Origin of the sequence: Streptomyces sp. 3214.6 (assembly GCF_900129855.1) — a bacterium.
Lineage (GTDB): Bacteria > Actinomycetota > Actinomycetes > Streptomycetales > Streptomycetaceae > Streptomyces > Streptomyces soliscabiei.
Genome location: NZ_LT670819.1, coordinates 4098364 through 4120096 on the forward strand (window position 1 = coordinate 4098364; position 21733 = coordinate 4120096).

The 21733-nt window shown below is 71.7% G+C and carries 19 protein-coding genes and 1 riboswitch; of the genes, 13 read left to right on the top strand and 6 right to left on the bottom strand.

Going from position 1 to position 21733, the window contains the following annotated elements:
• Positions 1 to 5: 5 nt before the first annotated feature.
• From B5557_RS18245 to B5557_RS18260, 4 genes are all read left to right on the top strand, one after another.
• Complete coding sequence (locus tag B5557_RS18245) at positions 6 to 860, top strand: SDR family oxidoreductase (protein WP_079660477.1); 855 nt, start codon at positions 6 to 8, stop codon at positions 858 to 860.
• 144 nt (positions 861 to 1004) lie between these two features.
• Complete coding sequence (rarD, locus tag B5557_RS18250; RefSeq protein ID WP_079660478.1) at positions 1005 to 2015, top strand: EamA family transporter RarD; 1011 nt, start codon at positions 1005 to 1007, stop codon at positions 2013 to 2015.
• Between the two features lie 93 nt (positions 2016 to 2108).
• Positions 2109 to 2630, top strand: a complete 522-nt coding sequence (locus B5557_RS18255) for a VOC family protein (protein WP_231976387.1) — start codon at positions 2109 to 2111, stop codon at positions 2628 to 2630.
• A 184-nt stretch (positions 2631 to 2814) separates the two neighbouring features.
• A complete protein-coding gene (locus B5557_RS18260) occupies positions 2815 to 3774 on the top strand; it encodes a M28 family metallopeptidase (RefSeq protein ID WP_079664851.1) in 960 nt (319 codons plus the stop codon).
• Between the two features lie 91 nt (positions 3775 to 3865).
• Here the strand turns inward: B5557_RS18260 and B5557_RS18265 are convergent, their stop codons facing one another.
• Positions 3866 to 5428 carry a hypothetical protein gene (locus B5557_RS18265; protein WP_079664853.1) on the bottom strand — a complete coding sequence of 521 codons (1563 nt, stop codon included), beginning with the start codon at positions 5426 to 5428 and terminating at the stop codon, positions 3866 to 3868.
• Positions 5429 to 5647: 219 nt separating this feature from the next.
• Between B5557_RS18265 and B5557_RS18270 the strand changes: the two genes are divergently transcribed.
• The 3 genes from B5557_RS18270 to B5557_RS18280 all read left to right on the top strand — a co-directional run bounded on the left by B5557_RS18270 (position 5648) and on the right by B5557_RS18280 (position 8000).
• On the top strand, positions 5648 to 6148 hold the full coding sequence (locus tag B5557_RS18270; protein ID WP_079660479.1) for a DUF6668 family protein: 501 nt from the start codon (positions 5648 to 5650) through the stop codon (positions 6146 to 6148).
• Positions 6145 to 7329, top strand: coding sequence for an amidase family protein (locus B5557_RS18275; RefSeq protein WP_443031354.1), 1185 nt, complete (start codon positions 6145 to 6147; stop codon positions 7327 to 7329). Before B5557_RS18270 ends, B5557_RS18275 begins: the two co-directional genes overlap by 4 nt.
• A gap of 83 nt (positions 7330 to 7412) precedes the next feature.
• Entirely contained in the window at positions 7413 to 8000 is a 588-nt protein-coding gene (locus tag B5557_RS18280) for a flavodoxin family protein (RefSeq protein WP_079660480.1), read from the top strand.
• A 31-nt stretch (positions 8001 to 8031) separates the two neighbouring features.
• On the opposite strand, the gene B5557_RS18285 is transcribed toward B5557_RS18280, so the two are convergent.
• The 4 genes from B5557_RS18285 to B5557_RS18300 all read right to left on the bottom strand — a co-directional run bounded on the left by B5557_RS18285 (position 8032) and on the right by B5557_RS18300 (position 13257).
• On the bottom strand, positions 8032 to 9009 hold the full coding sequence (locus B5557_RS18285) for an ABC transporter permease (protein ID WP_443031355.1): 978 nt from the start codon (positions 9007 to 9009) through the stop codon (positions 8032 to 8034).
• Between the two features lie 7 nt (positions 9010 to 9016).
• On the bottom strand, positions 9017 to 10024 hold the full coding sequence (locus B5557_RS18290; RefSeq protein WP_079660481.1) for an ABC transporter ATP-binding protein: 1008 nt from the start codon (positions 10022 to 10024) through the stop codon (positions 9017 to 9019).
• A gap of 32 nt (positions 10025 to 10056) precedes the next feature.
• The gene (locus B5557_RS18295; protein WP_079660482.1) at positions 10057 to 11328 is read right to left on the bottom strand and encodes a LolA family protein; all 1272 of its coding nucleotides are present in this window, start codon (positions 11326 to 11328) and stop codon (positions 10057 to 10059) included.
• 918 nt (positions 11329 to 12246) lie between these two features.
• Entirely contained in the window at positions 12247 to 13257 is a 1011-nt protein-coding gene (locus B5557_RS18300; RefSeq protein ID WP_079660483.1) for a polyprenyl synthetase family protein, read from the bottom strand.
• Positions 13258 to 13770: 513 nt separating this feature from the next.
• Positions 13771 to 13972, top strand: a riboswitch (cyclic di-AMP (ydaO/yuaA leader).
• Positions 13973 to 13975: 3 nt separating this feature from the next.
• Here B5557_RS18300 and B5557_RS18305 point away from each other — a divergent pair.
• Complete coding sequence (locus tag B5557_RS18305) at positions 13976 to 14458, top strand: transglycosylase SLT domain-containing protein (protein WP_079660484.1); 483 nt, start codon at positions 13976 to 13978, stop codon at positions 14456 to 14458.
• A gap of 58 nt (positions 14459 to 14516) precedes the next feature.
• Here the strand turns inward: B5557_RS18305 and B5557_RS18310 are convergent, their stop codons facing one another.
• Positions 14517 to 15350 (bottom strand): HAD family hydrolase, encoded by an 834-nt coding sequence (locus tag B5557_RS18310; RefSeq protein WP_079664855.1) that lies wholly within the window; start codon positions 15348 to 15350, stop codon positions 14517 to 14519.
• Positions 15351 to 15641: 291 nt separating this feature from the next.
• On the opposite strand from B5557_RS18310, the gene B5557_RS18315 reads away from it, so the two are divergent.
• The 5 genes from B5557_RS18315 to B5557_RS18335 all read left to right on the top strand — a co-directional run bounded on the left by B5557_RS18315 (position 15642) and on the right by B5557_RS18335 (position 21641).
• Complete coding sequence (locus tag B5557_RS18315) at positions 15642 to 16706, top strand: GNAT family N-acetyltransferase (RefSeq protein WP_173877699.1); 1065 nt, start codon at positions 15642 to 15644, stop codon at positions 16704 to 16706.
• A 205-nt stretch (positions 16707 to 16911) separates the two neighbouring features.
• Positions 16912 to 18324, top strand: coding sequence for a glycosyltransferase (locus B5557_RS18320; RefSeq protein ID WP_079660486.1), 1413 nt, complete (start codon positions 16912 to 16914; stop codon positions 18322 to 18324).
• 80 nt (positions 18325 to 18404) lie between these two features.
• A complete protein-coding gene (locus B5557_RS18325; protein WP_173877841.1) occupies positions 18405 to 19160 on the top strand; it encodes a polysaccharide deacetylase family protein in 756 nt (251 codons plus the stop codon).
• A 103-nt stretch (positions 19161 to 19263) separates the two neighbouring features.
• On the top strand, positions 19264 to 21141 hold the full coding sequence (locus B5557_RS18330; RefSeq protein WP_099936144.1) for a hypothetical protein: 1878 nt from the start codon (positions 19264 to 19266) through the stop codon (positions 21139 to 21141).
• A 38-nt stretch (positions 21142 to 21179) separates the two neighbouring features.
• Positions 21180 to 21641: a DUF1616 domain-containing protein gene (locus B5557_RS18335; protein ID WP_231976389.1), complete on the top strand. Its 462-nt coding sequence runs from the start codon at positions 21180 to 21182 to the stop codon at positions 21639 to 21641.
• Positions 21642 to 21733 lie beyond the last annotated feature (92 nt).

Sequence of the window (21733 nt, forward strand, 5' to 3'; positions counted from 1 at the left end):
AAGCCATGAGCATCGTCGTCACCGGAGCCACCGGACACCTCGGCCGCCACGTAGTCGAGCAGCTGCTGGAGAAGGTCCCGGCCGAGCAGATCACCGCCGTCGTCCGCGACGAGTCCAAGGCCTCCGACCTCGCGGCCCGCGGCGTCAAGCTCGCCGTCGCCGACTACAACGCCCCCGAGACGTTCGACAGCGTCTTCGCCTCCGGCGACAAGGTGCTGCTGATCTCGGGCAACGAGTTCGACAAGGGCCGCCCGGCCCAGCACCAGGTCGTCATCGACGCCGCGAAGGCCGCCGGGGTCGCGCTCCTCGCGTACACCAGCGCGCCGGGCACCCTGACCGCGGCGCTGGCCGACGACCACCGCGCCACCGAGAAGGCGCTGCTCGCCTCCGGCCTGCCGTACACGCTGCTGCGCAACGGCTGGTACCACGAGAACTACACCGAGCAGCTCGCCCCGGTGCTGGAGCACAACGCCGTCGTCGCGGCCGCCGGTGAGGGCCGGGTCTCCTCCGCCTCCCGCGCCGACTACGCGGCCGCCGCCGTCGCCGTGCTGACCGGCGAGGGCCATGAGAACAAGACGTACGAGCTGGGCGGCGACGAGGCGTGGAGCTTCGCCGAGTACGCGGCCGAGCTGAGCAAGCAGACCGGCAAGGAGATCGCCTACAACGCCGTGCCGGCCGAGGTGCTCATCGGCATCCTGACCGGTGCAGGGCTGCCCGAGCCGCTCGCCGGGGTCTTCGCCGGTGTGGACGCGTCGATCGAGCAGGGTGAGCTGGTCGTCTCCAGCGGTGACCTGGCCCGCCTCGCCGGCCGCCCGACCACCCCGCTCGCCGAGGCGATCACGGCGGCGCTCAAGGGCTGACCCTCCCCCCGAGGACCCCGTACGGGTCCCTTGAGTCACCCCACCCCTGCCTGTCATGACCGTATTGCGATACGGACATGACAGACAGGGGTGCTCGGCGTTACCTTCGACCACGCATGTCTGAACGTGAGAAAGAGGGACCCCGTGGCCGGGATGTCGAGGAGTGAGGGCCGGACCGGTCTGCTGAACGGCTTCGCGGCATATGGGATGTGGGGGCTGGTGCCCCTCTTCTGGCCCCTGCTCAAGCCCGCCGGGGCGTCCGAGATCCTCGCGAACCGCATGGTGTGGTCCCTCGCCTTCGTCGCCGCCGCACTGCTCGTCGTACGGCGCTGGGCGTGGGCCGGTGAGCTGCTGCGACAGCCGCGCCGGCTCTGTCTCGTGGTGATCGCCGCGGCCGTGATCACCGTGAACTGGGGCGTCTACATCTGGGCCGTGAACAGCGGCCATGTCGTCGAGGCGTCCCTCGGGTACTTCATCAACCCGCTGGTCACCATCGCGATGGGCGTGCTGATCCTGAAGGAGCGGCTGCGGCCCGTGCAGTGGGCGGCGGTCGGCGTCGGCTTCACCGCGGTGCTGGTTCTGACCATCGGCTACGGCCACCCGCCATGGATCTCCCTGATCCTCGCCTTCTCCTTCGCCACCTACGGGCTGGTCAAGAAGAAGGTCAACCTCGGCGGGGTCGAGTCGCTGACCGCCGAGACCGCCGTCCAGTTCCTGCCCGCGCTGGGCTATCTGCTGTGGTTGTCCGCGCACGGCGACGCCACCTTCACGACCGAGGGCGCCGGACACGCCGCCCTGCTCGCCTCCACCGGCATCGTCACCGCACTCCCCCTCGTCTGCTTCGGCGCGGCGGCGATCCGCGTACCGCTGTCCACCCTGGGGCTGCTGCAGTACCTCGCGCCCGTCCTGCAGTTCATCCTCGGCGTCCTCTACTTCGGGGAGGACATGCCGCCCGAGCGGTGGGCCGGCTTCACGCTGGTATGGCTGGCGCTGGTGCTGCTCACCGGGGACGCGTTGCGCACCTCGCGCCGGGCGGCCCGCGCCCTCGCCGACGCCCAGGACGTCCTCGACACCCCGGACGACGCCGTACGGAAGGCCGAGGGAGCCGCGGCGGCCATTCCCGTCGCTCCCGCCGCTCCCGCCGCCAAGCCGTAGGCCGCGTTTCCCGGCGGGGATCCCGATCGCCGAGCCGGGCGGAGTACGGCGTGCGGGAGGCCAACCCGGCGTGAGCCTGCTACAAGTGGCCACATGACCGAGACTCCCGCCGCATCCGAGACACCGTCAGCCTCCGAGACACCGTCAGCCTCCGAGGCCGTACCCGCGCCCGTGCACTGGAAGGTCGTCGTCGATGCCGCCGACCCGCATGCGCAGGCCGACTTCTGGGCGGCCGCGCTGCACTACACGGTCGAGGACAACAGCGCACTGATCGAGCGACTGCTCGAGCTCGGCGCGCTGCCGGGCGCGGCGACGGTGGAGTTCCACGGCCGTCCCGCCTTCCGGGACCTGATCGCCGTACGCCACCCCGACGACCCGTACGACCCCGACAGCGGGACCGGGCTCGGGCGGCGGCTGCTGTTCCAGCGGGTGCCGGAGCCGAAGACGGTGAAGAACCGGCTGCATCTCGATCTGCATCCCGGTGCGCAACTGCGGGCCGCGGAGGTCGAGCGGCTGAAGACGCTGGGGGCGAGCGTGCTGCGGGAGGTGAACGAGCCGTCCGGAGCGTGGGTCGTGATGACGGACCCGGAGGGCAACGAGTTCTGCGTGAATTAGCCGAGCGGGGAGTCGGAGACCTGGAGGGGCTCTTGATGTCCGGTATGTGAACCGCCTGTCCTGATAGCGCTCTTGACGCGGAGTTGGCTCCCCGTTCACCATCCTGGAACCCCATTCACTGTGGAATCCCTGCGACCCGGCGATTCCCGAGGAATTCGGAGCCCCCCACATGCAGCTCCCCGCCATGAAGCTTCCCGTTTCCGGGCGTACGGCGACCGCCGGCGCCGTCTCGGTTGTCATGCTCCTGACTTGCGGATCGATAGTCGGCGCGGCGCCCGCACCTGCGCACGGGTCCGCCGCCGTCGCCGCCGCTCCCGACATCTCCGTGGCCAACGTCAAGGCGCATCTGACGCAGTTGCAGTCCATCGCCACTGCCAACGGCGGCAACCGCGCCCATGGCCGTACCGGCTACAAGGCCTCGCTCGACTACGTGAAGGCCAAACTGGACGCCGCCGGATTCACCACCACTGTCCAGCAGTTCACCTCCTCCGGCCGCACCGGCTACAACCTCATCGCCGACTGGCCCGGCGGTGACACCGGCAAGGTCGTCATGGCGGGGTCCCATCTGGACTCCGTGACCTCCGGCGCCGGGATCAACGACAACGGCTCCGGCTCGGCGGCCGTACTGGAGACGGCCCTGGCCGTGGCCCGGTCCGGCTACCAGCCCACCAAACACCTGCGGTTCGCCTGGTGGGGCGCGGAGGAACTGGGCCTGGTCGGGTCCAGGTACTACGTCAACAACCTGTCCTCGGCGAACCGCGCCCGCATCAGCGGCTACCTCAACTTCGACATGATCGGCTCGCCGAACCCCGGCTACTTCGTCTACGACGACGACCCGACCATCGAGAAGACCTTCAAGGACTACTTCACGGGCCTGGGCGTCGCGACGGAGATCGAGACCGAGGGCGACGGCCGCTCCGACCACGCTCCCTTCAAGAACGCCGGCGTCCCGGTGGGCGGCCTGTTCAGCGGCGCCGACTACGTCAAGACGGCGGCGCAGGCGGCCAAGTGGGGCGGTACGGCCGGGCAGGCCTTCGACCGCTGCTACCACTCCTCCTGCGACACCGCGGCCAACATCAACGACACCGCCCTGGACCGCAACGCGGACGCCGTCGCCCACGCGGTCTGGGCGCTGTCCTCCTGACCGGCTCCTCCTGACAGGCTCCTTGTGACCGGCTCCTTCTGACCGGCTCCTTCTGATCGGAACGAGCCGATGCCGATCGCCGGCCGAGCCGCTACGCGCCCGAGCGGCGGGCGCGTTCGGCCAGCCGGAGCATGCGCGCGCGGGCCGACTCCAGCTGCTCGACGTCTTCGGCGGCCGGGCCCTCCTCGGCAGTGAGCTCCGTCCACAGGCCGAGGAGTTCGGTCCCCAGGTTCAGCCCCTGCACGGGGTCCCGTACGGCGCGCCAGGCCGCCGCCGCGCTCTGGACGTTGCCGTACGCGGCCTCGCCGTCCCGGGCGCTGCGGTGGATCCGGGCCAGTTCGAGGGAGACATGGAAGGCGCGGAGCGGGTCGCCCGCCAAGTAGGCGATGTACGCGCCGAGTTCACGCAACCGGAGCACCTCGGGGTGCGCCGGCCCCAGCGTCCCGGACGCCTCCAGCACCGTCTGCTCCGCGAGAGTGGCCGCCGCGTCTATCCGGCCCGCCCGCACGGCCTCGTTGACCCGCGCCATCTGTTCTCCGAGCAGGGCGGGGCCCCCGCCGTCGCCCTGAAGGGTCCGGGGATCGTCACCGAGCACCGCCTCCGCCACCGCGTCGAAGCCACGGGCGGGGGTGGGCTTGGAGTCGGGGTCGAAGACCGAGTCGGAGACGAGGTCGTCGGGGAGGAGAGGGGTGAGGGCCGGGGATACGGGGGGCGAGGCGTGGACCGGCAACGGAAGCGGAATCGGCGCCGAGGCAAGGAGCGGGGTCGGGCTGAGGATCGGGGCAGGGGCAGGGGCAGGGGCGGAGGCGAGGGGCGAGGGCGAGGGCGAGGTCAGGGGCGGGGTTGAGGGTGGGGCCGGGGTCGACGTGGGGGTCGAAGTCGGCGTCGGCGTGGGGGTGGAAGTCGGGGTTGAGATGGGGATGGGGGGCGAGGTGGGGTCGGCGTCCGGGTTCGGCTGCTCGTTGTGCGGCTGGTCGTCCATCGTCGGAGGTGGGCCGAACACGCCCGTCGGGGCGGTGACCGTGCCGGGGGCCGGGATGTCGTCCTGAGCTTCCGGGATCGCCCGGATCGCATACGTGGGCGCCGAATCGGGTACCGGCGCCGACTGCGGTCCCTGCTCGGTCGCCGACTCGGGGATCGCGCGCAACGGGAACGTCGGCGCCGCGTCCCGTACCGGCTCGGGTACCTGCCGCAGCAAGTGCGTGGCCTTGTCGCTTCGCGGCCGAGCAGGCTGCTCGTCCGCGACGGGCGCGGGGGCGGCCGCCGGGGCCGGGTCGGTGATCTGCGCGTCCGGGGCCGCCTCCCGCACGGGCGCCGGCTCCCGTACCGCCGCCGGAGTCGGGGCCGCAGTCGTACGCAGGGGTTCCGCCGTGAAGTGGCTGGAGCCGTCGGGGTCCACGCGCAGGGGGACGACATAGCCGATGCGTTCGTCGTGGACCGTGGCGAGGACGGGGTGGCCGGTGGCGAGGGCGATGCGGTGCAGGTGGCTCAGCACGGCGCGCTGGATCTCTTCGCCGTCGACCGCCGCGACCGGTACGCCGCCTATCGTCGCCGTCCCGCCCCCGCGGACATGGACGTCGAGCGGCGCCACGACGGCGGCCGGCCGGCCGGCGCGCTTCTGTTCCCGCTTCTTCTCGCGGCTGAGTCGAGACATCGGTTCCTCACTCGGATGCGTCGTCACGATCCGGTCGTCCAGGTCCGTGTACCAGTACACGTACTGTTGAGTCTCTCCGAGCGCTCCCGGTCCTCACGTCACCGCGACGTCACAGCCTCGTTCCAGGAACCCACGCCTCGCGGCCGTGGCCGCCCCAGGACCAGCCAGGATCAGGGGAGCGCCCCGGAGGGACGGCGACGACTGGGAGGGACACGGTTCATGCGGACGACGGACGGGCAACGGGGGCCGGAGATCTGGATCCGGGGGCCGGTGGCCGCGCCCGATCCGGTTCCGATGCCGTACGTCCCCACCGCCACGCCCCGGCGCTTCTCCTGGGTCGCCGTTCACGGCGGGGCCGGCGCCTCCACGCTCGCCGCGGTCTACGGCGGCCACGACTGCGGGCGGGAGTGGCCCGGCGCCGGTGATCCGCCGTCCGTACTGCTGGTCGCCCGCACGCATGCGGCCGGGCTGGAGTCCGTGCTGCGGGCGGTGGACGTCTTCCGGCGCGGGGAGGCTCCGCGGGGGCTCGATCTGGACGCGGTGGTCCTCGTCGCGGACGCGCCCGGCCGGTTGCCCCGGCCGCTCGTCCAGCGGGCGCGGGTGATCGAATCGCTCATCGACGTGTACCGCGTCCCCTGGGTGACGGACTGGCGCCTCGGTGACCTGGGCGGCAGCCCGCCACGGGAGACGGCGGCACTGGCCCGGCTCACCGGGGGGTGACGCCCCTGGCGTGGCCGCCGGCGGTGGAGATCGCCGCGGCCGTGCGGGCCGGGCGGCTGCGGGCCGTGGACGTCGTGGGCGAGGCGCTCGGACGGATCGCCCGGGTCGACCGTTCCCTGTGCGCGTTCGCGGGGGTGTGGGAGGAGCGGGCGCGGGCGTGGGCCCGTGAGGTCGACGTACGGATCGCCGCGGGCGAGAGGCTGCCGCTGGCCGGGGTGCCGATCGGCGTGAAGGGCCGTCACGGGCTGCTTACGGCGGCCCCGCTGATCGCCGCCGGATGTGTGCCCGTCGGGGCGACCGCCGTCCCCGGACCGGGCACTCCCTGGCAGACCTGGGGCCTCGGCGCCCACGGCCGCACCGTCAACCCCTGGCGCGCCGACCGCACGCCCGGCGGCTCCTCGGCCGGCTCCGCGGCGGCGGTGGCCGCCGGCCTCGTCCCCCTGGCCACCGGCAGCGACGGCGCGGGCTCGGTACGCATCCCGGCCGCGTGGTGCGGCGTGACCGGCCTGAAGACGACGAACGGGCGAGCGCCCGCCGGAGACCGGCCGCCTCCTGACCGTACGGGTCTGGCGGCGCCCGGCGTCCTCGTGCGGCACGCGGTGGACGCCGAGGCGTACTGGAGGGTCATGGCCCCGGCGGCGGCGTCCTCGGGGCGCCCCTCGGTTCCCGCTCCTCCCCTCGCCGTCTTCTCCCCCGACCTGGGCTTCGCCGAGCCCGACCCCGAGCCGCACGCCCTCGCCCGTGCCGCCGCCGAACGCCTGGCCGCCGCCGGTGTCGTACGACTGCCGGACCATGACACGCCCTTGTGTCTGGAGGACCCCGGGCCGGCCTGGCTCGCGCTGCGCACCCCGGGTTCCGACCTCCGCGCGGCCGCATGGATCCGGGGGGTGAACGACCGGCTGCTGTCCGGCCTCTTCTCCCGTGCCGACCTACTGCTGACGCCGACGACCCCGAACGCCGCGCACGGTCACGACGGCCCCGGCGACCGCTACTCGACGGCGCTCACCTGGGCGTTCAACCTCAGCGGGCACCCGGCGATCAGCCTCCCGGCGGGGTTCGGCGCGGACGGCTGTCCGGTGGGGTTGCAGGCGGTCGCGGCCCACGGCGCGGAGGGGACGTTGCTGACGGTCGCAAGGAGCGCCACCCTCCCGCCCGCCCCGCAGGCCATGCCCGCCCCGTAAGCCCCAGAAAAAATTGCTTGCACGAACATATAATGCAGAGGCAGACTAGCGTCGCACGCCGACTACTTTTGGGGGATCGGATCATGACGCACCGCAGTTTCCTGTTCGTGCTGGGCAGCAGCCGACCGGACGGCAACACCGAACTGCTGGCCCGCGAGGCCGCCGAGCAGTTGCCCTCCGACATCGAGCAGACCTGGATCAGCCTCGCCCGGCATCCGCTGCCCGACTTCGAGGACCTGCGCCACGACAGCGACCACATCCGCCCCACCGAGGGCAGCCCCGCGCTGCTGCTCGACGCCACGCTCGCCGCGACGGACATCGTGATCGCGTCCCCGCTGTACTGGTACTCGGTGTCCGGCCAGACCAAGCGCTACCTGGACCACTGGTCGGGCTGGCTGCGCACCCCCGGCGTCGACTTCAAGGCGACGCTCGCCGGGCGCACCCTCTGGGGCGTGTCCGTTCTCGCGGACGACCAGCCCGTGGTCGCCGATCCGCTCATCGGCACGCTCAACAACTCGGCCGCGTACCTGCGGATGCGTTTCGGCGGGGTGCTGCTCGGCAACGGCAGCAAGCCAGGCGACGTCCTGAAGGACACACAGGCGCTGACACGCGCGAAGACGTTCTTCGCACCGGAGGCGCCCCTCGCCCGGTTCGCCCACGAGACGGTCTGACACACCCTGGGCCCCGGCCGGCAGCGCTCTGTCAGGCGGTGACGTCCTTCGTCGTGAAGCGCGCCCAGGCCGCCGAACCGAAGACCGCCGCGTACAGGGCCTGCAGGTCGAGGTTCTTCTGGAGGTCGTCCCAGTAGACCGGCTCGCGCATGAGGTCGGCGAAGGACAGCCAGTAGTGCGAGAAGAAGTACGGCTGGAGCGCGTGCAACTGGGGGATCTGGTCGAGGATCTGGATCGTGATCAGCAGGCCCACGGTCGTCGCCATCGCCGCGATGCCGCTGCTCGTCAGCGTGGAGACGAACAGTCCGAGGGCCGCCACGCCGATCAGGGACACGGCGACGACCAGGGCCATCAGCAGCGCACGCAGCAGACCGTCGCCGAAGCCGATCCGGGTGCCGGAGATCGTCGTCAGGTCGCCGAGCGGGAAGAGCAGCGCACCGACCGTCAGTGCCGAGAGCGCGACCACGAGCGTGGCCACCAGGCAGAAGATCATGACGGTCGCGTACTTGGCCAGGAGGAGGCGGGTGCGGCCGGCGGGGGCGACCAGGAGGTAGCGCAGCGTGCCCGCGTTCGCCTCTCCGGCGATCGCGTCGCCCGCGATCACACCGATCGCCATCGGCAGGAAGAACGGCAGTGTCACGGCCAGCGCGGTGAAGACCAGGAACAGGCCGTTGTTGGTGACCTGCGAGATGAACGCCGGGCCGCCGCCTCCACCGCCCCCTCCCCCGCCGCCACCGGGACCGGCGGACGAGCCGTCGCCCGTCTCGATCTTCACTGCGATCCCGACCAGGACCGGCACGGCCGCCAGCACGGCCAGCAGCGCGAGGGTGCGCCAGCGCCGGAAGGTGGTCAGCAACTCGCTGCGCAGGAGTCCGAAGGTCCAGGTCCAGGTCCATGACCTGGTGTGGGTCCAGGACCTGGTGCGGGTCCAGGACGTGGTGCGGGTCCAGGACCTGGTGGGGTTACCCGGGGAGTCGTCTCGGGGAGTTCCGTTCCGGTTCTCGCTCACTTCCGCTTCAGCCCGCGACATCGAAGCCCTCCCCCGTGAGCGCCACGAACGCGTCCTCCAGGGAGGCCCGTTCGACGGCGAAGCCGCGAACGCGGACGCCCGCCGTCACCAACGCGGCGTTCAGTTCGGCGAGCTCGCGCTCCGCGGGCGGAGCCTCCGCGCTCACCCGGTCCTCGGCGACGACGACGTCGCCCACGCCCTGCTCCTTCAGCACCCGGGCCGCGTCCGCCGGGTCCGGGGTCGTCACGACCAGCCGGCCGCGGGTCCCGGCCGCGAGGTCCGCCACCGAGCCCTGTGCGAGCAGCCGGCCCTGTGCCATCACCGCCGCGTGCGTGCACACCTGCTCGATCTCGTCGAGGAGGTGGGAGGAGAGGAAGACGGTCGTGCCCTCCGCGGCCAGCTCCCGAATCAGCGAACGGATCTCCCGCATGCCCTGGGGGTCCAGGCCGTTGGTCGGTTCGTCGAGGACGAGCAGGCGGCGGGGCTGGAGCAGGGCGGCGGCGAGGCCCAGGCGCTGCTTCATGCCGAGCGAGTACGCCTTCGCCCTCTTGCCGGCGGCGGCCGTCAGCCCGACCCGCTCCAGCGTCGCCGTGACCCGCGTACGCCGGGTGCGTGGGTCGGCGGTCGGGTCGGCGGCGTCGTAGCGGAGCAGGTTGTCGCGGCCGGAGAGGAAGCCGTAGAGGGCGGGGCCCTCGATGAGCGCCCCCACGTGGGGCAGAACGGCGCGCGCGGCCCGCGGCATGGGTTGTCCCAGGACGCGGGCCGAGCCGGCCGTGGGCTCGATGAGCCCCATCAGCATGCGGATGGTGGTGGTCTTGCCGGAGCCGTTGGGACCGAGGAAGCCGAAGACGCTGCCCGCCGGGACGGTCAGATCGAGACCGTCGACGGCGAGCTGTCCGCCGCGGTAGCGCTTGGTGAGGGCGCGGGTGTGGATGACGGCGTCACCGTCGCCCGCGGCACCACCCGTGGCATGACCCGCGGCACCACCCGTGGCACCACCCGTGGACTGCGTCATCGGCTCCCCTCACGCCCCGCCCAGGTCGCTGCCTACTTCTCCGCGTTCGCCGCCTTCACCAGGGCGTCCTTGGTGACCGCGCCGACGTAGACCTTGCCGTCGTCGGTCATCAGGGCGTTGATCAGGCGGGTGGAGAAGACCGTGCCGGAGCCGAACTTACCGCTCACCTTGTCGCCGAAGGAGCCGAGGAAGCCGCCGAGGGCGCCGCCGCCGGCCTCGGAGCCCGAGGGCATGCCCTGGCCGCCGGTGTCGAAGGTGGCGACGGAGGTCCAGCCCTCACCGAGGACGTTGAGACCGGCGGGGCCGCCGAGGTCCTTGGCGAGGTCGTCGTCGGACCTGCCGGAGTGCCCCGGAGCGGTCCGCGTCGCGCCCTCGTCGTCCCACTTGCCTCCGCCGTCGCCCTTCTCGGCCTTGTCGCCCTCGGTGACCTTCGCGCCCTTGGGGGTGGTGAAGTCGAAGGTGGAGGCGGCCGGCTTGGCGAAGGTGACCTGGGTGAAGCCCGCGTCCACGACGGCGGCGCCGCCGCTCGCCGGGGTCAGCGTGAACTTCAGCGGCAGGCCCGTCTTCGCGTCCACGGCCACGCTGATCGCGCCCACCGTGGAACCGGACTGCTTCGGCTTGACCAGCAGCTTGTAGGCGTCGCGCCCGGCGACCTGGACGGTGCCGTCGACGGTCACGGACGTCGTGTCGTCGACCGCCTTCAGGGCGTCCTCGGTGAGGTCCTTGGGCGTGGCCGGAACAGGAGTGTCCTCCTTGCCGGAACTCTCGTCGACGGTGGAGTGGTAGACCTCGTTGGAGGCGCTGTCGTACCCCCACACGTTCTTGCCGTTGTGGATGACGCTGTATTCGGCGGCCTTCTCCAGCAGCGAGAGCTTCTGCCGGTCCGGGCCGTCGGCGGCGACGCGCAGGGTGTGCGTGCCGGACGCGAGTTCGGTGAGCTTGGTGGACGGATCGGCGGACGAACCGTCACCACCCTGCTGGGCGGCACCGGAAAGCAGACCGCTCTCCAGCCCGCCGAGGTCGGGCAGCCCGAGATCGGTGGTGATCTTCACCGTGCCGGACAGCTGCTGGACGTCCGAAGCGGCAATCTTGTCGAGGAGTTGCTGTGCGGTGATCTTCGGCAGGTCGGGGTCGCCGGAGTCGGCGAGTGCCGGGACCAGCCCGATCGTCGCCGCGGCGACACCGATCACGGTGACCGGGACGACGTACCGCACGGCCTTGCGCCGGCCGGCGCGCAGGTCGTCGGCCTCCCCGCTGTTCGGCTCCCCGCCGGTCAGGGTGTCGTCGGATGCCTTCGGTGCCATGTGTGCCTTACCTCCGTCGTCGGCGGCGGCTGGTCATCTCATGCTGAACGCCCCACCCAAGCCGCCATTCTCACCCGAATCGGTGAGGAGTGGTGTTTTCTCGTAGTCCCCATCTGACCAAATCGCCCACACGAAAACGTCAACCCGAGGGCTCAACTCCGCGTACGCCTGCGGTATGACACGAAAGCAAGGAAAGGCCAACCGACCCGTAGGGGTCCCACCGGGAGACGACGCCTTCCCCTAGGGACACGGGGGTTGGACGGCACAGGCGAGGGAGGGGCGCGGGGCTCGCGGTGAGGGCGCGGGGGGTGCGGGGGCGAGGGGTGTGGGGTGTGGGGCGAGGGGTGTGAGGGCCGGGGTGAGGGGGCGGGCCGGGGTAAGGGGGATGCGGGGCCGGTGGGGGGGTGCGGCACCTGAGTGGGGTGCGGCACCTGAGTGGGGTGCGGGGCCTGAGTGGGGTGCGGGGCCTGAGGGGGTGCCGGGCCGACGGCGATCGCCGGAACTGCGCGGGGTGCCGGACCGGAGGAGGGTGCGGCATCCGAGGGGTCGCCGGATCGCAGGGGGTGCCGAACCGGAGGAAGGTGCCGCGCCGGAGGGGTCGCCGGATCGCAGGGGGGTGCCGGGCCACAGGGGGGTGCCGGGCCACAGGGGGGTGCCGGGCCACAGGGGGGTGCCGGGCCACAGGGGGTGGCGGCCCGGAGGCGATCGCCGGGCCGAAGCGGCGTGACGGGCCGGAGCGGCGTGACGGGCCGGAGCGGCGTGACGGGCCGGAGCGGCGTGACGGGCCGGAGCGGCGTGACGGGCCGGAGCGGCGTGACGGGCCGGAGCGGCGTGACGGGCCGCAGGCGGGTGCCGGGCGGGCCGCAGGCGGGTGCCGGGCGGGCCGCAGGCGGGTGCCGGGCGGCGGGCCGGAGGAGGTCAGCCGGCTCGGTGGACCACCGCGTCGCACAGTTCCATCAGCGCCGCCTTCGCGCCGCACTCCCGCAGCGGCGCGAGCGCCGACCGCGCGTCCTTCGCGTACCGCACGGTGTCCCGGCGGGCCTGCTCCAGCGCCGGGTGCGCGCGGAGCGCCTCCAGGGCCTCGGCGAGCCGGGCGTCGTCGCTCAGGTCGGAGTCCAGCAGCTCGCACAGGGCGATGTCCTCGGGCAGCGACAGGCGCGCCGCCCGCTCCCGCAGCCGCAGCACGGGCAGCGTGGGAACGCCCTCGCGAAGATCCGTCCCCGGCGTCTTGCCCGACTCGTGCGAGTCGGACGCGATGTCCAGGACGTCGTCGGCCAGCTGGAAGGCGACGCCCAGCCGCTCGCCGTACTGCGTGAGCACGTCGACGACCGTCTCGTCGGCGCCCGACATCATCGCCCCGAACCGGCAGGCCACCGCCACCAGCGAGCCCGTCTTACCGCCGAGCACGTCGAGGTAGTGCTCGACCGGGTCCCGTCCGTCGGTAGGACCGGCCGTCTCCAGGATCTGCCCGGTGACCAGCCGCTCGAACGCCTCCGCCTGCACCCGCACCGCCTCCGGTCCGAGGTCGGCCAGGATGTGGGAGGCGCGCGCGAAGAGGAAGTCGCCCGTGAGGACGGCGACGGAGTTCCCCCAGCGGGCGTTCGCGCTGGGCACCCCGCGGCGCACGGCGGCCTCGTCCATCACGTCGTCGTGGTACAGCGTGGCCAGGTGGGTCAGCTCCACGACCACGGCCGACGGCACGATGCCCGGCGCGTACGGGTCCCCGAACTGCGACGCGAGCACCACGAGCAGCGGCCGGAACCGCTTCCCGCCCGCCCGCACGAGATGCTGGGCGGCCTCCGTGATGAACGGAACCTCACTCTTGGTGGCCTCGAGCAAGCCTTCCTCGACAGCCGCCAATCCGGCCTGGACATCGGCTTCCAGAGCCTGGTCCCGCACGCTCAGCCCGAACGGCCCGACGACGGTCACGAGGGGTCTCCTGTCTGCTGGTGTCTACTGGCGATTACGCGGTTTGTCGATAGGTCTCTGCCATCACTCAAGTCAGCGTATCCGGTCACGTTTCGATCACCGATAGCCCCCACGGTTACAGGCCAGGTGGTATCGGATCACGCCCGATATGTTCCTGATTCAAATATATGAACAGATATTTATAGAGTTAGCCGGAAGTAAGGACCTTCCACCCGGCAATGCCATCGATGCCGGAGTCGCCATCCCCACCCCCTTCCCACCGCCACCGACTTGGGATCAATGCCCGATTCGCCGCACTTGTGGACGCTGGTGACTTGACTCACTCCCCCCGCCGAAACCGCCCGATCCCGCCCGATCCGGTCGTTCACGGATTCTCCACACCTCCAAGCAAGTTGAGGCTTTGCACCCACAAAGGATCAAGCACCCCATAGGTCACAGACCAAGGTCAATAGGGGTGATCTGTGAATCCGCTACTTGTTTCGGACATGTGCTCTCGCATACGTTCCCGGCCTGTCGGGCGGAACGCCGAATCCTGCCGCCGCCCGTACACCCACCTAGAACGCACGGCAGGAGCGGGGGAACCAGGTAAGTCGCCAGGCCGGATGTTTCGGACATATCGGTACGGCTCGGGGTGAAGTCGCGCCCGTCAGGACGCGACCGGGCAACTCCCGCCCGAACCCGACAGCTCACCTCGCAGGCGCCGGAGAGGAAATTCATCATGTCCGCTGCCGCTCAGCCGCGCCGCACCCGTCGCAACCGTCTCGTCCGCACGCTCACCGTCGCCGCCACCGGCGCGGCCGTGCTCGCCCTGCCGCTCATCGGCGCGACCGGCGCCTCCGCGGCGACCCCGACCGTCGCCACCGCCACCAGCCTCGGATACGCCAACAACCTCGACGGCTGGATCCGTGCCTCCCTCCACGTCATGGCCCAGCACGGGATCCCGGGGACGTACAACGGCATCTACCGCAACGTCATCCGCGAGTCCTCCGGCAACCCCTACGCCATCAACCTCTGGGACTCCAACGCGGCCGCGGGCATCCCGTCCAAGGGCCTGCTCCAGGTCATCGACCCGACCTTCCGCGCCTACCACGTCGCCGGCACCTCCTGGGACTCCTACGACCCGGTCGCCAACATCACCGCCGCCTGCAACTACGCGGCCGCCCGTTACGGCTCGATCGACAACGTGTTCGGCGCGTACTGACAGATCCCCGTAGGACCCCCAGCCCAGGGGCCTACAGGCCCTACAGGCCCTACGAGCCCTACGGGAACAGTCTTTCGAGGACGACGGCCACGCCGTCGTCCTCGTTCGACGTCGTCACCTCGTCGGCCACCGCCTTGAGTTCGGGGTGGGCGTTGGCCATCGCGACTCCGCGCGCGGCCCAGTCGAACATCGGGATGTCGTTGGGCATGTCCCCGAAGGCGACGGTGTCCTCGGGCCGCAGGCCCAGGTGTTCGGCGGCCAGGGCCAGGCCCGTCGCCTTGGTGATCCCGCAGGGCTGGAGCTCGACCGTGCCGGGTCCCGACATGGTGACCGTGGCGAGCGAGCCGACCGCCGCACGGGCCGTCGCCGCCAACTCGTCGTCGGACAGGGTGGGATGGCGCAGCAGCACCTTGCTGATCGGCTCGCACCACAGATCATCGCGCCGGTCGACCCGCAGGGCGGGCAGCGTCGGGTGCGGCATCCGGTAGCCCGGCTCGATGAGCGTCAGCCCGTCCACGCCGTCCTGATCGACGGCCGCGTACAGCTGCCCCACCTCCGCCTCGATCTTGCCGAGCGCGGTCTCGGCCAGCTCCCGGTCCAGGGTGACCGACCACAGCAGACGGTCCGCGCCGGCGTCGTACAACTGCGCGCCCTGTCCGCACACCGCGAGCCCCCTGCTGTGCAGCCGGTCGAGCAGGGGGCGTACGCGCGGCGCGGGGCGTCCTGTGACCACCAGGTGGCGTGCGCCGGCGGCGGCCACCCGCGCGAGCGCGTCGAGGGACCGGTCGGAGAACGTGTCGTCGCCGCGCAGCAGCGTTCCGTCCAGGTCGGTGGCGATGAGGGAGTACGCAGAGTACGGGGTGTGCTCGGCATATGCGGTGGGTGCGGCCATGATCAGAGAATACGGATGCCGCACCCCCCTGGTTCGACGCGAGCCGGACGACGACCAGGTCCTGTCCGGTTCTGCCAACTCCCCTTTGTCTACTGGTGCGGAACTGGCTGAGGACGGGCACAAAGAAACGGCTTTCTGGCGCATCGCCGGGTAGTGGACGGTTAAAGGCCTCTGTACCGGTTGGCAACAAGATGGGACGCTACCTACCGCGACGCCCGGGTGGAGCGGTACCGTCCAGGTGTCCAGGGGGGACTTGATCGGGGGGTCAGGTTGAGCAGTGGGCGCATTCGTGTGCTGAGGCCGGAAGACCTCGGCGAGGGGGACAGGGAGCGGTGGCGCGCGCTGCGTGCCGCGTCGACGCTTCCGCGAAACCCCTTCATGGAACCGGAGTTCACCGACGCCGTGGGCCTCGTGCGGCCACGCGCGCGCGTGGCGGTGGTGTACGAGGGGCGTGAGCCGGTCGGCTTCCTCCCCTATGAGCGGGGCCGGCTCGGCCAGGGTCAGGCCCTCGCGTACGGCGTCTCGGACGCGCAGGGCGCGGTGCTGACCCCGGGTCTCGGGCTGAACGCCGCCGAACTGATGCGGGCGTGCTCCCTGTCGAGCTTCGCCTTCGACAACCTGGAGGCGACACAGGGGCTGTTCGTCCCGCACGCGGCCGAGGAGTACGCCGCCTATGTCATCGACGTCGGAAAGGGTTACGAGACCTACGAGTCCGTACTGCGGTCCCAGTCGCCGAAGTTCCTGAAGACGACGCTCGCCAAGGAGCGCAGGCTCGGCCGTCAGGTCGGGGAGCTGCGGTTCGTGTTCGACGAACGCGACCCGGCCGCGCTGCGCACGCTCATGGCGTGGAAGTCCGCGCAGTACCGCAGGACCGGCCGCCGGGACCGGTTCGCCCAGGGGTGGATCACCCGACTGGTGGACGCGCTCGCCGAGACGCGCGCGCCGGAGTGCTCCGGCACGCTGTCCGTCCTCTACGCCGGTGAGCGGCCGCTCGCCGCACACTTCGGACTGCGTTCGTCGACGGTCCTGGCTTGCTGGTTCCCGTCGTACGACCCGGAGTTCGGGAAGTTCTCGCCGGGTCTGGTGCTGCATCTGCGGATGGCGGAGTCGGCTGCCGCCGAGGGCATCGGCCTGCTCGACCTGGGGCGGGGCGCGGCGGAGTACAAGGACTCGTTGAAGACCGGGGAGATCCCCGTGTTCGAGGGCGCGTGGACGCGTCCGGGGGTGGGCGCCGCGCTCCACTGGCTCAGTCGTGAACCGTCGCGCCGGGCGCACCACTTCGTACGCAACCGGCCGAGGCTCGCCGCGGCAGCCGCCCGGACCTTGAAGAGCGCGGGCCGCCTGCGCGGCGCGTGACGATCACACGGGGGAACGGTCACACGGCACACGGTCACACGGCACACGGGCACACAGCTCATGGGCACACAGCTCATGGGCACACGAGTGACGGTCAGAGACAGTCGGGGACCGGCTGAGGACAGTCGGAGATTGTCAGGGTCGGTCGGGGATCGCCAGGTGTGGTCGGGGATTGTCGGGGGCGGTCATGAGACAAGGGGGGTTCATGTCCCGCGCAAGAGGTGCGCAGCAGGAGGTCGTGAGGCTGGAGATCGAGAGGTTTCTCGGCATCCGGCCGGTGCAGATCGCCGAGCTCGAACTGGACGATGGTGGCGCGCTCAGACCCGGTCCGGGCAGCCCGCCCGTCACCCACGGTCCGGTGTTCGTGCTGGTCAGGCAGGGTGGGCGGCCGGTCGGGACGCTCCTCGGGCAGGTACCGGAGGGCGCCGATCCTAAGGCGGTACTCGTGGACCTGGCCGTCCGTGAGCACAGGGCGCCGGGTCCCGCCCGACTGCCCGGCCCGGAGTCCGTCCCGTTCACCACCGTCGTCATCGCCACCCGCGAACGCGCCGGACTGCTCGCCCACGCCCTCGACTCTCTCCTCGCCCAGGACCACCCGGACTTCGAGATCATCGTCGTCGACAACGCGCCCGTGACGGACGCGACCCGGGACCTGGTGACACACAAGTACGCCGAGCGCGTGCGGTACGTGACCGAGCCGGTGCCCGGTCTCGCCGTCGCGCACAACAGGGGCGTCGAGGCCGCGCACGGCGAGGTGATCGCCTTCACGGACGACGACGTCGTGGCGGACCCGCGCTGGCTCACGGAACTCACCGCGCCGTTCACCGCCGACCCCCGCCTCGGCTGCGCCACCGGCCTGATCCTCCCGGCCCGGCTGCGCACGCCCGCCCAGGTCCTCCTGGAGAGCCACGGCGGCTTCGCCAAGGGCTTCACGGCCCGCACGTACGACCCGTACGACCCGCCCGCCGACGAGCCGCTGTTCCCCTTCACCGCAGGCCGCTTCGGCTCCGGCGCCAGCATGGCCTTCCGTACGGAGGTGCTGCGGGCGGTCGGCGGCTTCGACTCGGCGACGGGTGCGGGCACACTCGCGCGGGGCGGCGACGACCTCTACGGGTTCGTCCGTGTCCTCGCCGAGGGCCACCGGCTGCACTACACCCCGCAGGCCCTGGTCTGGCACCGCCACCGGGAGACCTGGCAGGACCTGGAGACCCAGGCCTACGGCTACGGCGCCGGCCTCACCGCCTACCTCACGGCGATCCTCGTCAACCGGCCCGGTCTGCTCCCGGCGTTCCTGGCCCGGCTGCCCCGGGGGCTGGCATACGCACGCTCACTGACGGCGAGCCGCGAGGCGGCGTCCGAGTCGGAAGCGGGGGCTCAATCGGGGGGCCATTCGGAGAGTCAATCGGGGGCGCACTCAGGGGCGGACGCGCCCGGGAGCGCGGGGGGCGGGCCCCGGCGTGCGGGGGGCGGGCCCGGTGGGCATGACGATCGGACGCACGCCTGGCCCGGGCGGCTGTCCCGGCTCCAGAGGCGCGGAATGCTCTACGGACCGCTGGGCTACTTGCGGGCCCGACGCGCGCTGCGGCAGCGGCTGCGGCAGCGGGGGGCCGCGCGATGACGGCGGCGTCCGCACACAGAGGCGGCGGCGTCCCGGTGCCCGCAGGCGGCAGCATCCCCGTGTTCCTGTACCACGCCGTGATGGAGGATCCGCCCGACTGGATCGCCGAGTTCGCCGTGAGCCCGAAACAGTTCGGCGAGCACTTGGACGCCGTCGTCGACAGCGGTCGTACGCCCGTCACGATCGGCGCGCTCGCCGACCATCTCGCCGGGCGGGCGCCGCTGCCGTCCCGGCCGGTGCTGCTCACCTTCGACGACGGTTTCGCCGACCTGCCCGGTGCGACCGCGGAGGCGCTGGCCGGGCGCGGGCTGTCCGCCACCGCGTACCTCACCACCGGCGCCATCACGGCGGGCGGGCGCAGTCTGCTGCCGCCCGCCCCGATGATGACGCTGGAGGAGGCGGCCCGGCTGGAGCAGTACGGCATGGAGATCGGCAGCCACACGGTCACCCACGCCCAGCTGGACACCCTCGCGCCCAGCGCGCTCGCGCACGAACTGCGGGTGTCCCGCTCGGTGTTGGAGGACGCCCTTGGCCATCAGGTCCGCCACCTCGCCTATCCGCACGGCTACAACAGCGGCCGGGTGCGGCGGGCGGCCGCCGCCGCGGGCTACGAGACGGCCACCGCCGTGCGGCACGCGCTCAGTTCGGATCGAGACGAGCCCTACCGCATCGCCCGGCTCATCGTGCGTCGCGGCCACACCGTCGCCGACGTCGAGGCCTGGCTGGCGGGTTTCGGCGCCCGAGTGGCCCCGTATCGGGACGGACCGAGGACGGTCGGCTGGCGGTGGTACCGCCGGGCCCGGGCCGTCGTTCGAGGGCCCGTTTTCGCAGGCTGAAACGGGGTGACAGGAACCGGCCGGTCCGCCGGAAGGTTCGACGATTTTGGTGTGAAAAGCAGAGGAAATTCCTATAGTTGACCTGGGGGAGGGGAGCCTCAGCGTGCAGCAACATGTGCCTGTACCGACCACCGAGAGCAGCGAGCTACCCACCCTTGTCCGGGCCGCCGGCGGCGAGCGCAGATCCTGGCGGATCCCACGCCGCCCGCCGGACGCCGCGCTGGTGACCCTGCTGCTCGCCGCCGGGCTGTGGGTGTACGCGCTGCCCCGTATCGGCTTCCGGGAGATGGGCGACTACGGCCTGCTGGACCGTCTCCCGGTTACCTACTACGCCTCGTTGCTGGTCCTCACCGCGGGCTTCGTGCTCAGTCTGCGGCGCGCGGGCACCGCACCCTGGTGGCCGGCCGCGCACTGCGCCGCACTGCTGTTCGCGCTGAAGGCGCCGCCGGCGGTGCTGTACGACGCGGTGCGCTACCCGTGGGCCTCCAAGCACGACGCCATCGTCAACACGCTGCTCGCCAACGGTGAGCTACGGCCGGGCGCCGCACTGTCGGGCAACATGTCCGCCTACGACCAGTGGCCGGGCTTCTTCACGCTCAACGCGGGCCTGGTGCGGGCGTTCGGCGTCGAGAGCGCCGCCGCGTACGCCAACTGGGCGCCCATCGTCTTCGGCCTGCTCATGATGCCGGTGCTCGTCCTGATCTACCGCACCTTCTGCGAGGACTGGCGGCTGATCTGGACCGCCGTGTGGATCTTCCAGCTCGCCAACTGGGTGGGCCAGGACTACTTCGCCCCGCAGGCCCTCGCCTACCTGCTGCATCTGACGGTCCTCGCGGTGGTGCTGCGACACTTCGTACGCCCCGGCTCGGCCGGACGACTACGGGACCGCACCTACCTCGACCCCGTCGCCGCCCCCGTCCCGCCGCCCACCGGGAGCAGGCAGCGCGCGGTCTGCGTGGTGATCCTGGCCCCGCTGATCGCCGCCATCAACGCCACGCACCAGCTCACCCCGGTGATGCTCACCATCTGCCTGCTCGCGCTCAGCTTCACCCGCCGCTACCGCAACTACGGGCTGCTGATCGTCGCCGCGCTGCTGATGCTCACCTGGGACCTAACCATGGGTCGGCCGCTGTTCGTCGAGACGCTCGCCACCGTCAGGAAGTCGATCGGGGAACTGACCGAGAACTCCCGCGCGGGCTACGCGGGACAGCTCACCGGCCCCGGCCCCGAACTCGCGGGCACCGCCAACATCGTGATGGTGCTGGCGATCGCCGTCCTCGCCGGGGCCGCCGTCGTGCTGCGGCGCCGGCTGACCCGCAGCGCGCTGCCGCTGCTGCTGGTCTCGGTCGCCCCGGTGCCACTGTTCGCCGTCAACGACTACGGCGGCGAAATGCTCTTCCGCGTCTATCTGTTCGCCCTGCCCGGCGCGGCCTTCTTCGCCGCCGCCGCGCTCGTGCCGGCCGTCGCGGGGACCCACCGCAGCAGGGCGAAGACGCTGCGGCGGCGGGCCGCGGCCGTCGCCCTGCCGACCGTGCTGCTGATGCTGCTGGCCGGCTTCCTGCCGTCGTACTACGGCAAGGAGAAGATGTTCTACACGCCGCCCGAGGAGACCGCGCTCGTCACCAGGGCTCTGGACGACGCCCCCGACGGCTCGCTGATCCTCGCCACCAGCGGTTCCTTCCCGCAGGCGCTCCGCCACTACGACCGCCTCGAACACTGGTTCTTCGCCGAGCAGGCGCTGCCCGAGAACGAGAAGATGCTGAAGGACCCGGCGTCCTACCTCGCCGCCGGCATCCCGCCGGGCGCGAAGGCGTACGTCGTCCTCACCCGCACCCAGGACATCTACGCCTCCGGCGAGGGCCTGCTACCGCCCGGCGGCTTCGAGACCCTGCGATCGAAACTGACCGCCTCGCCCCGCTTCCGGACCATCGAGAGCCATCCCTATGGCGTCGTGCTGGAGTACCGCCCTGCCACCCGATGACCGACCGATGGCCGCCGACCGACCACAAGGTGATCGAATTGACGGACAACACCGCAGACGCCACGGACGCCACGGACGCCACGGACGCCGCCAGGATCACCCCGACCCACCTCAGACTCCTCGTCGCGGCCTCGGGCTGGCTGGCCCTGGCCGCCACCGCCGTGCCCGGGCACTCTCCGCTGCGCTGGATCCCGGTACTGCTCTTCGTCCTGTTCGGCCCGGGCTGTGCGGCGCTGTATCCGCAGCCGGGGGCGCTGGCCTCCGGCGCCCGGCTGGAGGCCGTCGCGCTCGCCGCGCCCATCAGCCTCTCGCTCGGCGTGCTCACCGCCACCTCCCTGTTCCTGGTGAAAGGCTTCTCGATGACCGTCTTCCTCGTCTCGCTCGCCGGCTTCACGACAGTCGTCGCCGCCCTCCCGGGGCTGCCGCTACCGGCCGCACGGCGCGGCGCGCTGGAACGCGCCAAGGTCAAACGCAGGCCCTCCGGCAGCAGCACCACATGACCGGCCGCCACCGCCTGCGCAAGCCACCCAAGCCACCCAAGCCACCAAGGCCGAACAGGGCGAGCACCACGGGGAGCAACACCATGAGGGAC